The sequence below is a fragment of the Pseudomonas sp. YeP6b genome (assembly GCF_025642995.1).
Classification (GTDB): domain Bacteria; phylum Pseudomonadota; class Gammaproteobacteria; order Pseudomonadales; family Pseudomonadaceae; genus Aquipseudomonas.
The window spans coordinates 5,617,232-5,630,943 of record NZ_CP080090.1; the positions used below are offsets into that span (position 1 = coordinate 5,617,232).

The window sequence follows — 13,712 nt, forward strand, 5'->3', positions numbered from 1 at the left end:
GAGACACTTCGGGGTTAAACGTGGCCTACAAAGACCAGTACAACAAGCCACAAACACCGGAGCACAATGTTCGCTCTTGCTGTTACAAAATCTGACCGGCCATGCTGTAGGAAGTTTCCCTAGATAAACAATTCTTCATGCAGCGGCGCCATTGCGCGTCTGGGCAGCGTTGCGCAATGCCGCGATGACGGAAGGCTCCAGACGCCCTTCGGCGATTTTCAGGTCGCGCAGCAGGCAATCCACCACATCCACCAGCACGCGTTTATCAGTCAATTGCGCGCGGTCGACTTCACGCTCGACAACGATGGCGCCGGCCGGGTTCTTAACGGTCACCAGGCATTCGCCCTGCACACCTGCGGTGGTCAATGTCACCTGATAAGGGCTCAGTGCTTCTTCGAGCAATAGGCTGATACTTTCCATCTCGATCACCACTCAATAGTTCGGGAACAATCGTTTCAACGGCAGCTGCCTCTATTCTAAGTGACTGGTTATGACGTAGGAAAGTTCGCTTTATCGTCTTTATGGGGTCGTCAGGGAGTGACGTGAACCAGCATGCGCTTGCAACATGACAAGCAAAAAACGGCCGCACCTAACTGCTTACGCAAAGGGTGGCTGTTTTGCGGGGAAAACGGCGTTTTACACAGTGCTTGACCCTGCCCTCATGCAGCTCCTTCGCTTTACAGGCTAAAATCCCCGAATTATCCCGGGAGCCTGTCTTGAGAGCTGCGTCTGAATCGCCACTTCGCATCGTCCTGGCCGATGACCACCCGATTTTCCTCATCGGCCTGCGGGCGGTGCTGGAGCGCGACGAACGGCTGACGATCGTCGGTGAAGCCAGTTCCCCCGAGGCCCTTGCCGAGCTGTTGCGACAGTGCGCCTGCGATGTGCTGGTCACCGACTTCATGATGCCCGCCGCCCCACACGCAGACGGCTTGCGCCTGATTGAACAGGTGCGCCGACATTACCCGGCTCTGCCGATTGTGGTGGTGACCATGCTCAATAACGCGGGGTTGTTTCATGCCATCCTCGAACTGGGCGTCATGGGCCTGTTGAGCAAGGCCAGCCTCGCCGATGAGCTGCCGCAAGCCATCCGCCACGTGCGGCAGCGGCGACGCTACGTAGCCCACGCGATCCGTCAGGCATTGAACCTGGGCGGTGACGATCGTGTGCACTCCCTGGACGCGCTGTCACCCCGCGAATTGGAAGTCATCCGCCTGCTCGCGGGAGGGTTGACGGTGGGCGAGATCGCCGCGCACCTTCATCGCAGCAAACAAACCGTCAGCGCGCAAAAAGTCAGCGCCATGCGCAAGCTTGGCTTGAACAACGATGCGGCCCTGTTCATCTACGTACAGGAACACGGGCTGGCCTAGCCTGAGACGCAATCCATTGTTTCAGTGCCTCAGCGCCCATGGGCCGGGCAATAAAGCAGCCTTGCAGCCATGCCGCGCCCAGTTCACCCACCGCGTGATAATCGGCAGCGCTTTCAACCCCGGTGACCACCACACCGATGCCCAGTCGCCCGGCCATGCTCATGGCGCCGGCAACCACCGCCGCCTTGCGATCGTCACTGGCCATGCCGCTGGCAAACGCCGGGGGAATTTTCAGCTCGCTGAAGGGCAACTCCAGTAAGCGTTGCAGGCTGGTACCGCCCACGCCGAAATCACCGATGGACAGCTTGCACCCCATCATCCGCAACCGCAGCAAGCCGGTGACGTGGGCGCTGTCAGTCTTCAACCGCGAGGTTTCCACCAGTTCCAGGGTCAAGCTATGCGCGGGTACACCATGAAGCTGCAGCAAGCCTTGCAACACCTCGGGGAAGTGCGAGCGCTCCAGCATCCGCCCCGGAATGTTCACCGCCACCGGTAGCACTTGGCCGGTCTCGTGCTTCACTTGGCAGGCCAGGCCCAGCGCTTGTTCGAGCACGTGCCAGGTAAACGCCTCTTCCATTCCGGCAAATTCCAGCACCGGCAGGAATTCGTCAGGTAACAGCAACTCGCCTTGCGGGGCCTGCCAACGTGCCAGCGCCTCCACACCTTGCAACGCGCCTGCCTGGCTGACGATTGGCTGATACCAGACAGTGCCAGAGCGTGCGATCGCAACCTGGCTCACGTCCGCAGAAGGCGGCAACGGCTCGATGTCGCTCACCCCCAATAACTGGCGCACCCGCTCCCAGGACGTCCCCGGCAACCCCGGCCGCAAGCGTGCCTGGCAAGCCGTCAGCATTTGCCCGATCAGTGTTGCCGACGCAGGCTTGGGCAAGCAGCCGAGCACGTTGAGCCCCAACTGCCGCGCCATGTTCGCCACCCCGTCCAACACATCCGGCTCGGCGTTGCTCAGCAGGATCAATACTTGAGCCTGGCGGCGTTCGGCCATTTCGCGAATCAGCTCCAGACCATCGCCCTGCTCCAGGTACAGATCACATATCGCAATGTCCACCGCGCCCTTGCTTTCCAGGGACTGGCGGGCAGCGTCAACCGTTTCGGCGGTGAGCACATTGAACACGCCGTTGGCATTGAGCATCTGATGCAGGGCCATCAGCTGGAAAGGGTTGTCTTCAAGAATCAGGACTTTGAGTGAGCGCATGGACACGTAACCGGGGAAAGCGAGAGTCTACAGACTAGTCAAAAACCCGCGCCTTCCCCATAGGACATGTCCTATTCAGGCTGATTCAGACAGGCGTCCAGCTCGCGCCGGAACTCGACCAAGGCTTCGCACAGCGTCACCCAGTGCACGTTGATCTGTGCGTTACGCGTATCCCGGATACAGGCTTCAAGCGCCACGCAGGCCTTGGCCAGCGGCAATGCATCCACCAGGCAGCAAATCCCCTTCAGCCGGTGCAAAGAGGCCGACAGCCGGGCCAGGTCGTGTTCCGTCATGGCGGCGGCCATCACGTTGTGTTCCTGCTCAAGGCTCCTGGCGAGTTCCTGCAACATGCGCTGCAACACTGGCCCGTCGGCCTGGGTCATGGCCCGCAGGGTCTGGATACTGAACGAGCGCGAAGGCGCCAAGCGAGCAAGCACGCGCGTCCAGTGTTCAAGGGTCACGGGCTTGACCAGCAGTTCATCCATTCCTGCCTCGCGGCAGCGCTGCTGTTCGTCATCGAAGGCATTGGCCGTGCAGCCCACCAGCGCACTGCGCGGTCGTTGCTCGCGCGCTTCAATTTGGCGGATCGTCTCGCTCAAGGCGTAGCCGGACATGCCCGGCATGTTGCAATCGGTGACCAGCACGTCAAACACCTCCCGTCGCCAGCACTGCAAGGCGGCCTCCGCCGAGTCGACGGCCACGACCTGATGGCCCAGAAACTGTAGCTGCTGAACCAGCACCAGACGATTGGCCGGCAGGTCATCGACCACCAGCACCGAAAGGCTGCGGCCAGCGACAGGCAACGACGCAGCAAGTGCCGCAGGCACATCGTCACTGCTGACCCGGTCCAGATACAGGTCGATACACACTGCCGTGCCTTCCCCCACCACACTGTTCAAGGTGATGCGCCCGCCCATCAATTCCACCAGCTGCTGGCAGATGCTCAAGCCCAGGCCGGTCCCACCGTGCTCGGCAGCCGTCAGCGCGCTGACCTGTATAAACGGCTTGAACACCCGCGCCTGCTGCTCAATACCGATGCCGGGGCCGCTGTCTTCCACACACAGATGCAAGTATTCAGCACCCACCGGATCACGCTTGCACTCGACACTGACGCGAACCTCACCGCGCTGGGTAAATTTGAGCGCGTTACCCAACAAGTTATGGAGGACTTGGCGCAGGCGCAGCGGGTCGAACCAGTAGTGCCCTTGCGCAGCGGGATCAAAAGCCAGTGTCAAATGCAGGCCTTTTTTTTGCGCCATGGCTTCAAACAGCCGCTGTATGCCCTCAAAGAAACTTCTCAAGTCCGTGGTCTGCGGCGCCAGTTGCAGATGGCCGGCTTCAATCTTCGCCAGGTCCAGGCTGTCACCGATCAGGGCAATCAACTCTCGTGCAGAACGATGGGCCACCTGCAGTGCCTCGGACACGGTATTACCTTCGGCCAGTGCCCGTTCTTGCTCCAACTCAAGCAAACCAATAATGGCGGTCATCGGTGTGCGAATCTCGTGGCTCAGGGTCGAAAGAAAGGCGCTTTTGGCGTAGTTCGCTTCGTCAGCGGCCTGGCGTGCGTCCATCAACTGGTGTTCCAGGAGTTTGCGCTCGTTGATGTCGATCCAGCCACCGAGCAACCCCTGCAATTGGCCCTTCGCGTCAAAGAACGGCACCGTCCATTGGTAGACATGAAAGGTCCCACCGTTGAACTCCAATTGCCGGTCTACGAACAGCGACTGTTGCGTTGCCAACTGCTCCATGTGCTCGGCGTGCAAGCGCGCAGCAACGGCTTCGGGCAACAGGCCGCTCTCCATCAGCGTCAGGCCCTTGATCTGTTCTCGCGTGGTCGCCAATTGCTGCTCATAGCGGGTGTTGCAGGTCACCAGCCGCCCGGCCAGGTCGCGAACGAACACCGGGTTGGGCATCCCGTCCAGCAGTGCGCTCTTGAACGCTAACTGGTCGTTAAGCCGTTGCTCGGCCTGCAGGCGCTGACGAATCTGGCGCTTAAGCCGGCTGTTCCATGCCAGCGACACCAGCACAAACAACAACGCCATGGCGACCGTCCAATAGGCCCAGGGCGGCACACGTTGCCAGGCGGGCACCAGGACCGGCACGGCCCCAAGCCAACGCATACGCAGGGCGCTCAACTCCGCTACCGGAAGCGCCTCCAACGCTTTGTTCAGAATGCTCAGCAGTTCGGGCTGATCCTTACGCACCGAGAAGCAGTTGGCCGACCACTTGCCCTCGACACTGCGACCGATGCGCAACTCATCGGCCGGGTAGCTCTGTACTTCCACTTCACTCTGGATAGTCGCCGCCGCATCGCCCCGCGTTACCAGTTCGCGGGCCTGGGCGTAAGTATCGACCGAGCGCAGTTCGATCCCAGGGTGTTCGCGACGAATGTACCCTTCCAGGACATGCCGTGACGGCAGCGCCAGCACCCTGCCTGAAAGCTCGCTCAAACTGGCCACTGGCGGCTCGTCCGCGCGCTGGATAAACACCCAGCCGGAGCCACCAAAACCATGGCTGAAATTGAGGAATGCCTTGCGCTCCTGACTCTCGGCCAGGGTGGTGTTCATGTCCGCCCTGCCCGTTTCCAGCAACGCCAAGGATTGTGCCGTGGACGCCACTTCCTCCATGACAAACTGCAAGCCGGTCGTGCGTGAAATGCGGTTGAGCAAGTCCACATTCAGCCCCACCCACTGGCCGTCCTTGTCCTTGAATAGGTACGGCGAGAGTGGCTGGGACGCCACCACCACATGGGGATGCTGGAGCACCCATGCGCGTTCCGAGGCCGACAGCGCTATGCGCTCAGCGACCACCCCGACGCCCAGGCCGGTGGTCCAGCGCGCGAGGATTTCGCGCTGCACGGACTCGTCGATACTCGACAGCGCCTGGTCCATCATCGCCCCCAACTGCGGGTCGGCCTCGCGTGTGGCAAAGGCAAAACCAATGGGCGCCAGCCGGCTTTCCACTTTGATCTGCAAGCCCAGATGGGGCCGCAGCGCCGTGTACGCACGCACGATCACTTCGTTGCCGATAAACGCATCGGCATCGCCTTGTGCCAACGCTTCCAAACCGCTGTAGAGATTCGGTGCCAGCATGATGTGGCTGCCGGGATACGCCTGATGGACGTTCTTGACGTTGGCGTAGCCGTCCAGCAACACCACCTTCTTGTCCTCAAGGCTCTCGTTCTGGGTGGTGTCATCCCGACGCACAACCACCACCGAACGGTCCGGCATATAGTCTGCGGTAAAGCGCAGCCCCGGCACGTCACGCTCGTAGCCATTGGCGCTGGTGAGGATATCGATGGCACCGGTCCGCAACGCTTCTACCGCCTGCGCCCGTTCGGAAAAACCCAGTACTTGCATCGGCGCATTCAAACGCGCGCCGATCAGGCTCAGGTAATCGGCGCTGATGCCTTGGTAGCGATTGCGGTCGCGTGTGATATCAATCGGTTGATAGTCATCAATCGAGATGCCCACCTTTAATGGCCGATGCGCTGCAAGCCATTGTTGCTCGCTGGCCGTCAGGGGCATGGGCTCCATGGCTATAAACGCCGGCACCAGTTTGAACGGCAGGCTGACAGCGGCCAGGCTTGCCGAGACCGGCAATAGCAACAACACGCACGTCATCCACACGCGTGCTCGGGTCGATATACTCACCGGTTGGGTTTCCTTGATTGTTCTTGTCAGTCGCCGCGCAAGTATGGCTCGCCAGAATGAAAAAGCCCGTCACGAAGACGGGCTTGGTCCACCACGCAAAACCGCTGGGTCAGAGTGGCTTGCCGCGGTTGCCATGCTGGCTGACAAACGCCTGCACGGCCTTCAAGTCATTGGCCAACACCGTACAGCGCTCTTCGCGTTCGAACAGGTCTGCCAAGTGCTCCGGCAATTCCAACGCTTTGCCTACACCCGCCTTCTCTACCGCTTCCGGGAATTTGACCGGGTGAGCCGTACCGAGGATCACCATCGGGATGTCCAGGCTGCGTCGGCATTCGCGTGCGGCCTTCACGCCGATAGCGGTGTGCGGGTCCAGCAGTTCGCCGGTCTGCGCAAAGACCTCAGCAATGGTTTCACAGGTCTGTGCATCGTCCACAGCCAAGGAGTCGAACAGTTTGCGGGTTTCGGTCCAGCGCTCTTGCTCGACGCTGAAGCCGCCACCGCTCTTGAAGCTGCTCATCAGCTCGGCCAGCGCGGCGCCGTTGCGACCGTGCATGTCGAACAGCAGGCGTTCGAAGTTCGACGACACCATGATGTCCATGGACGGCGACAGCGTGGCGTGCAGGGTTTCCTTGACGTACTGGTTGCCGCTCATGAAGCGGTGCAGGATGTCGTTGCGGTTGGTGGCGACGATCAACTGGTTGATCGGCAGGCCCATGTTGCGCGCCAGGTAGCCGGCAAAGATGTCGCCGAAGTTGCCGGTCGGCACCGAGAACGACACCGAACGTGCCGGGCCGCCCAACTGCAGGGCTGCGTGGAAGTAGTAAACGATCTGGGCCATGATCCGCGCCCAGTTGATCGAGTTTACGGCGACCAGGCGCGTGCCTTTGAGGAAGCTCTGGTCAGCGAAACTGTTCTTGACCATTTCCTGGCAGTCATCGAAGTTGCCTTCGATGGCGATGTTGTGGATGTTCTCGCCAAAAATGGTGGTCATCTGGCGACGCTGCACTTCCGACACGCGCTTGTGCGGGTGCAGGATAAAGATGTCGACGTTTTCGCAATGCTTGCAGCCTTCGATGGCCGCCGAGCCGGTATCACCTGAGGTAGCGCCGATGATCACCACGCGCTCGCCGCGCTTTTCAAGCACGTAATCGAGCAGGCGACCGAGCAGTTGCAGGGCGAAGTCCTTGAACGCCAGGGTTGGCCCGTGGAACAGCTCAAGCACCCACTCGTCGCCGTTCAGTTGGCGCAACGGGGCAATGGCGCTGTGGGAAAACACGCCGTATGTCTCTTCCAGAATCTTCTTGAAATCCGCATCCGGAATGCTGCCGGTGACGAACGGGCGCATCACCCGGAACGCCAGCTCGTGGTATGGCAGGCCAGCCCACGAAGCGATTTCTTCCTGAGTAAAACGTGGCAGGTTTTCCGGCACGTACAGGCCGCCGTCAGTGGCAAGGCCGGCGAGCAAAACGTCTTCGAAATTCAGGGCCGGTGCCTGGCCGCGGGTGCTGATGTAACGCATAGGGGCAAACCTTCGGTTTGGGCTTCAAGCTTCAAGTGACAAGCTTCAAGTTAAAGCAGCTCTGCTTTTACTTGCAGCTTGCAGCTTGGCGCTTGCAGCTGAATTAATTTAGATGTTCGACGCGAATACGAACGACCGGCCCAACCACGCCCTGAAGAGATTCGAGCGCCCGGATGGCATCGTTCATGTGCTGCTCGAGCACGCGGTGGGTCAGCAGGATCATCGGCACCTGGCCGTTTTGCTCCTCGACTTCCTTCTGCATGATCGACTCGATGTTGATACCGCGCTCCGAGAGGATGCTTGCGACCTGAGCCAACACGCCCGGATGATCTTGGGCCTGGATGCGCAGGTAGTAGGCGCTTTCGCAGGCCTCGATCGGCAGGATCGGGTGAGCCGACAGCGAATCCGGCTGGAAAGCCAGGTGCGGCACGCGGTTTTCCGGGTCGCTGGTCATGGCGCGAACCACGTCCACCAGGTCGGCGATCACCGAGGAAGCGGTTGGCTCCATGCCGGCGCCGGCGCCGTAGAACAATGTAGAACCGGCAGCGTCACCGTTGACCATCACCGCGTTCATCACGCCGTTGACGTTGGCGATCAGGCGGTCGGCCGGGATCAGCGTCGGGTGCACACGCAACTCGATACCGGCCGCAGTGCTGCGCGCCACGCCCAGGTGCTTGATGCGGTAGCCCAGGGCCTCGGCGTAGTTCACGTCGGCAGTGGTCAGTTTGGTGATGCCTTCGGTGTAGGCCTTGTCGAACTGCAGCGGGATACCAAAGGCGATGGATGCCAGGATGGTCAGCTTGTGCGCAGCGTCGATGCCTTCCACGTCGAAGGTCGGGTCGGCCTCGGCGTAACCCAGGGCCTGGGCTTCGGCCAGCACGTCTTCGAAGGTACGGCCCTTCTCGCGCATTTCAGTGAGGATGAAGTTACCGGTGCCGTTGATGATGCCGGCTACCCAGTTGATACGGTTGGCCGACAGGCCTTCACGGATCGCCTTGATCACCGGGATGCCACCGGCCACGGCGGCTTCGAACGCAACGATCACGCCCTTCTCGCGCGCCTTGGCGAAGATCTCGTTGCCGTGCACGGCGATCAGCGCCTTATTGGCGGTAACCACGTGCTTGCCGTTCTCGATGGCCAGCAGCACCAGATCACGGGCCACGGTGTAGCCGCCGACCAGTTCGATGACGATATCGATTTCAGGGTTGGTGGCCACGGCGAAGACATCGTTGGTAATCGCAATACCGGTCGTTTGGAACTGAGGCTTTGGCGTACGCGTGGCAATTTGCGCCACTTCAATCCCACGCCCTGCACGGCGGGAAATTTCTTCAGCATTACGCTGAAGTACGTTGAAGGTGCCGCCACCGACGGTCCCTAACCCACAGATGCCTACTTTGACCGGTTTCACTGAAGAACTCCCCATGAAACGGCCGACTCAAGGCCGGCCGTGAAAAACAGCCGCACAACTGCGGCTCTCAATTAATGCCCCGCCGACTGTTCGACGGGGCAAGATCGTCAAAGGCTCGACGATTACTGCTTACTCGCACCCAGTGCCAGTTTGGCAACTTGTGGCGCCGGCTGGTAGCCCGGAATCACTTGGCCGTCAGCCAACACGATGGCCGGTGTTCCGTTCACACCAATGGACTGGCCCAAGGCAAACTGCTTGGAAACCGGGTTGGCGCATTTGGCCGCCTTGATTTCCTTGCCATCGACCATTTTGTCCAAGGCGGCTTTCTTATCGGCCGAGCACCAGACTGCCTGCAACTGTTCGTCACCCGGCGAGCCCAGGCCCTGGCGCGGGAACGCTACGTAACGCACTTCCACACCCAGCTTGTTCAGCGCAGGCACTTCGGCGTGCAGCTTGTGGCAGTACGGGCAGGTGGTGTCGGTGAACACGGTGATGTGGGTCTTGGTCTCGCCGATGGCCGGATAAACCACGGTTTCAGCCACCGGAATACCATTGATCAGCTTGGACACGCCCAGGCGCTCGGCTTTCTCGGTCAGGTTGACCGGCTTGCCGTCTTTCAGCTGGAACAGGTAGCCCTGGACGATGTATTGGCCATCGGCGCTGGCGTACAGTACGCGGCTGCCCTTGAGCTTGACCTCATACAGGCCCGCCATCGGGCTGGCACTGATGCTTTCGATTGGCGTGTCGAGCGCCAGGTTGGCCAAGCTCTTGCGAATCGTTTGCTCGGCGGCGTCATCGGCGACAACAAAGGTGGAAACCAACGCAATCGCTGCGGCGGCAATAATCTGGGTCAAGCGCATGGGAACTCCTGAAGGCAGATACAGGGACGGGTGTGGAACACCGATCTGGAAATACGGGCTGAGGCCGTCCCCTTTGCTAACCGGCAAAGCCTACCACAGTTGGGCCGCAGGGCAGACTGCGGTGGGTAAATAGGGCCTTTTCCGACATTATTTTATCCGCGTGGGTGGTGCTTGGCGTGCATATCCTGCAAGCGTGCGCGTGCCACGTGGGTGTAGATCTGGGTTGTGGATAAGTCACTGTGACCCAGCAGCATTTGCACGACGCGCAAGTCCGCACCGTGGTTGAGCAAATGGGTGGCAAACGCGTGGCGCAATGTGTGCGGCGAAAGCGCCTTGCCGATCCCAGCCACCTTGGCCTGGTGCTTGATACGGTGCCAGAAGGTCTGGCGGGTCATCTGCTCGCCGCGCAGGCTGGGGAACAGCACATCGCTGGGCCGTCCACCGAGCAACTCACCGCGGGCATCACGCATGTAGCGCTCGACCCACACAATCGCCTCCTCGCCCATGGGTACCAAGCGCTCCTTGCTGCCCTTGCCCATCACCCGGAGCACGCCCTGGCGCAGGTTGACTTGCTCCAGGGTCAGGCTGATCAGCTCGGTCACACGCAGGCCGCAGGCGTAGAGCACTTCGAGCATGGCGCGGTCGCGCTGGCCGATGGCTTCGCTCAGGTCGGGGGCGGAGAGCAAGGCGTCGACGTCGGCTTCCGACAGGGATTTGGGCAATGGCCGACCCAGCTGCGGCATGTCGATTTGCAGAGTTGGGTCGACGGCGATGAGTTTTTCCCGCAGCAGGTAGCGATAAAAGCCACGCACGCCGGAGAGAAAGCGCGCCGTGGAGCGCGGTTTGTAGCTCTGTTCCAAGCGCCAGGCCAGGTGATCGAGGATCAGCTCACGACCGGCATTGATCAGTTCGAGGTTTTTTTCCTGCAACCAGCCATTGAACAGCGCCAGGTCGCTGCGATAGGCCTGACGGGTGTTGTCCGACAGGCCTTTTTCCAGCCAGAGGGCGTCGAGGAAGCGGTCGATCAAAGGGTGGTCAATGGCAGGCATAGGGGCTCAGGCGAATGAAGGTGGTGGCTGGTAGATCCTATCGCAGGCACGCCAGCGCCCACACTGAAAATGCATTTCCTTGTGGGCGCTGGCGTGCCTGCGATGGCTGCGACTCGGTCTCGGATCAGCCCACAAACCCAGGCAACACCGGCACCGGCCGCTTGTCGGCATCGATCGCGACAAAGCTAAACACGCCTTGGATGGCTTTTTCGCGGCCATCAGCACTCATGCTTTCAACAAACACTTCGACTTCGACCTTGAGGCTGGTATTGCCCACCTTGATCACACGGCCAATCAACTCAACGATGGAGCCGGCCGGGATCGCATGGTTAAAGTCGATACGATCGGTGGAGACCGTCACCAGCGGCAAACGGCAAAACCGCGTAGCGGTGATGAACGACACTTCGTCCATCCAGGCTAACGCAGTGCCGCCGAACAGCGTGTTGTGGTGGTTGGTGGTCGGCGGAAACACGGCCTTGGTCACGTGGGTCACGGACAGGTCGGTGCGACGCTGGATTTCTTCGAGGCGGGTGGTCATGGGCAAATACCGGCAATGGACAAATTTCAGGCACAAAAAAGCAGCCCGTAGGCTGCTTTTTTCTGCATCGGGAAGCTGGACTTAAGCCAGTTTTTCCTTGATGCGAGCTGCTTTACCGGACAGGTCACGCAGGTAGTACAGCTTGGCTTTACGTACGTCACCGCGACGCTTAACGGCCATGCTGTCGATTTGCGGGCTGTAGGTCTGGAAAGTACGCTCTACGCCAACACCGTTGGAGATTTTACGAACAGTGAAAGCACTGTTCACACCACGGTTACGCTTGGCGATTACCACGCCTTCGAACGCTTGCAGACGCGAACGGTCGCCTTCCTTCACTTTCACCTGAACGACAATAGTGTCGCCCGGGGCAAAGGTAGGGATCTCTTTGGTCATCTGCTCTGCTTCGAGTGCAAGGATGATTTTGTTAGTCATGCTGTGCTCCTAAGGTAAGTCGTCGGACCTACCATCGATACGTTGTTAACTATCGTCCCGCGCGAGGATGTATTCCTCGAGCAGCTTCTTCTCTTCTCCAGAAAGCGAGCGGCTTTCCAGAAGATCGGCGCGTCGTTCATAGGTCCGACCAAGGGACTGCTGTAAACGCCAACGCCGGATGTGTGCGTGATTGCCACTTAGCAATACGTCGGGAACACGCTGATCCGCATACACCTCCGGTCGGGTGTAGTGCGGGCAATCCAGCAAACCATCCGTGAAGGAATCTTCCTCCGCGGAGTCCGCATGCCCTAAAGCTCCAGGCAGCAGTCGTGTAACCGCATCTATCAGGACCATCGCCGGCAGCTCGCCGCCAGACAGGACATAGTCCCCAATCGACCACTCTTCATCGACATGAGCTTCAATAAACCGCTCGTCAATGCCTTCATAGCGACCGGCAATCAGGATCAGTGCTTCCTCATTCGCCAGTTCGCGGACCCCAGCCTGTTTCAGCTGACGGCCTTGAGGGGACAGGTAAATTACCTTCGCCTTCTCCCCGGCGGCAGCCTTGGCCTGAACCAACGCGTCTTCCAGGGGCTTGATCTTCATCACCATGCCCGGGCCACCGCCAAATGGGCGGTCATCCACAGTGTGATGTCGATCTGTCGTGTAGTCTCGCGGGTTCCAACAGGTGAGCTGCAACAGCCCCTGTTTCACCGCCCGACTGGTGATGCCGTACTCGCTGATGGCGGAGAACATCTCGGGAAACAAACTGATCACTTCAATGCGCAAATTAGCCACGCTTAGAAGTCCGCGTCCCATTCCACCTTCATCTCGCCCGCTGCCAGGTCGACGGCCAACACGCATTGCTCGGTATACGGCAACAAGCGTTCGCGATCATCCAGGCTGCCAGCGCAAGGCTTGACCACCATTACATCATTGGCGCCGGTTTCCAGAAGATGATCGATTTTCCCGAGCAATTGCCCGAGTTGATCAATAACCTTCAGACCTTCCAGCTGGTACCAGTAGTACTCGCCGTCGGTCAATTCAGGGAACAGGTTGCGCGGCACGCAGATCTCATAACCGGCCAGAAGACGCGCTTCTTCACGATCATCAAGACCCTTGAGCTTTGCGACCAGGAACTTATCGCTCCCGCGTCCACTGACCAGCTCGACCTGTTTCACACTACCTTCGCGCTTGAGCGTCCAGGTTTTGTACTGCAACAGGTTTTCAGTCGGATCAGTAAAGGAATACACCTTCACTTCGCCGCGAACGCCATGAACAGAGTAAATCTTGCCGATAACGATCAAATCATCAGCAACAGCTGGCGTCGCGTTCATATTGCTCAGGCTGCGGCCTTAGCCGAGTCCTTCAACAACTTAGCAACACGCTCAGACGGTTGTGCACCAACGCTCAGCCAGTAGGCTACGCGCTCTTGGTTCACGGACAGACGAACTTCTTGACCACGAGCGATCGGGTTGAAGAAGCCAACTTGTTCCTTGTGAGAGCCGTCACGTGGGTTGCGGCTGTCAGTTACGGTCAAGTGGTAAAACGGGCGCTTTTTGGAGCCGCCAAGGGCAAGACGGATTGTTAGCATGTGAACATCGTTCCTGTAGTCGGTGCTGCAAATCTAAATGCACAGCGGGCATAGGTGCCCGAAAGGCCGCATATTC

General features: G+C 59.7%; 13 protein-coding genes. 1 reads left to right on the forward strand and 12 read right to left on the reverse strand.

Features of this window, described 5'->3' with window-relative positions:
• Nucleotides 1–135: 135 nt before the first annotated feature.
• Nucleotides 136–420 (reverse strand): DUF3509 domain-containing protein, encoded by a 285-nt coding sequence (locus KZH41_RS25360; protein WP_094951953.1) that lies wholly within the window; start codon nucleotides 418–420, stop codon nucleotides 136–138.
• Between the two features lie 296 nt (nucleotides 421–716).
• Between KZH41_RS25360 and KZH41_RS25365 the strand changes: the two genes are divergently transcribed.
• Nucleotides 717–1,370 (forward strand): response regulator transcription factor, encoded by a 654-nt coding sequence (locus tag KZH41_RS25365; protein ID WP_263273925.1) that lies wholly within the window; start codon nucleotides 717–719, stop codon nucleotides 1,368–1,370.
• Here KZH41_RS25365 and KZH41_RS25370 read toward each other — a convergent pair.
• The 11 genes from KZH41_RS25370 to rpsP form a co-directional block, all read right to left on the reverse strand.
• Nucleotides 1,339–2,583, reverse strand: coding sequence for an EAL domain-containing protein (locus tag KZH41_RS25370; RefSeq protein WP_242152350.1), 1,245 nt, complete (start codon nucleotides 2,581–2,583; stop codon nucleotides 1,339–1,341). The genes KZH41_RS25365 and KZH41_RS25370 overlap by 32 nt on opposite strands.
• A gap of 71 nt (nucleotides 2,584–2,654) precedes the next feature.
• The gene (locus tag KZH41_RS25375; RefSeq protein ID WP_263275137.1) at nucleotides 2,655–6,206 is read right to left on the reverse strand and encodes a transporter substrate-binding domain-containing protein; all 3,552 of its coding nucleotides are present in this window, start codon (nucleotides 6,204–6,206) and stop codon (nucleotides 2,655–2,657) included.
• Nucleotides 6,207–6,345: 139 nt separating this feature from the next.
• Nucleotides 6,346–7,755, reverse strand: a complete 1,410-nt coding sequence (gene thrC, locus KZH41_RS25380; RefSeq protein WP_263273926.1) for a threonine synthase — start codon at nucleotides 7,753–7,755, stop codon at nucleotides 6,346–6,348.
• A 103-nt stretch (nucleotides 7,756–7,858) separates the two neighbouring features.
• The gene (locus KZH41_RS25385; protein WP_094951949.1) at nucleotides 7,859–9,163 is read right to left on the reverse strand and encodes a homoserine dehydrogenase; all 1,305 of its coding nucleotides are present in this window, start codon (nucleotides 9,161–9,163) and stop codon (nucleotides 7,859–7,861) included.
• Nucleotides 9,164–9,285: 122 nt separating this feature from the next.
• Nucleotides 9,286–10,023, reverse strand: a complete 738-nt coding sequence (locus KZH41_RS25390) for a thioredoxin fold domain-containing protein (RefSeq protein WP_094951948.1) — start codon at nucleotides 10,021–10,023, stop codon at nucleotides 9,286–9,288.
• 152 nt (nucleotides 10,024–10,175) lie between these two features.
• A complete protein-coding gene (gene xerD / locus KZH41_RS25395; protein ID WP_242152352.1) occupies nucleotides 10,176–11,072 on the reverse strand; it encodes a site-specific tyrosine recombinase XerD in 897 nt (298 codons plus the stop codon).
• Nucleotides 11,073–11,196: 124 nt separating this feature from the next.
• Nucleotides 11,197–11,610: an acyl-CoA thioesterase gene (locus KZH41_RS25400; protein ID WP_094951946.1), complete on the reverse strand. Its 414-nt coding sequence runs from the start codon at nucleotides 11,608–11,610 to the stop codon at nucleotides 11,197–11,199.
• Between the two features lie 81 nt (nucleotides 11,611–11,691).
• Nucleotides 11,692–12,042, reverse strand: a complete 351-nt coding sequence (gene rplS, locus KZH41_RS25405; RefSeq protein ID WP_003175895.1) for a 50S ribosomal protein L19 — start codon at nucleotides 12,040–12,042, stop codon at nucleotides 11,692–11,694.
• Between the two features lie 45 nt (nucleotides 12,043–12,087).
• Entirely contained in the window at nucleotides 12,088–12,861 is a 774-nt protein-coding gene (gene trmD / locus KZH41_RS25410) for a tRNA (guanosine(37)-N1)-methyltransferase TrmD (RefSeq protein WP_016977714.1), read from the reverse strand.
• The gene (gene rimM / locus KZH41_RS25415; RefSeq protein WP_003175898.1) at nucleotides 12,843–13,379 is read right to left on the reverse strand and encodes a ribosome maturation factor RimM; all 537 of its coding nucleotides are present in this window, start codon (nucleotides 13,377–13,379) and stop codon (nucleotides 12,843–12,845) included. Before rimM ends, trmD begins: the two co-directional genes overlap by 19 nt.
• Before the next feature lie 5 nt (nucleotides 13,380–13,384).
• The gene (gene rpsP, locus KZH41_RS25420) at nucleotides 13,385–13,636 is read right to left on the reverse strand and encodes a 30S ribosomal protein S16 (RefSeq protein WP_003238923.1); all 252 of its coding nucleotides are present in this window, start codon (nucleotides 13,634–13,636) and stop codon (nucleotides 13,385–13,387) included.
• Nucleotides 13,637–13,712: the final 76 nt, after the last annotated feature.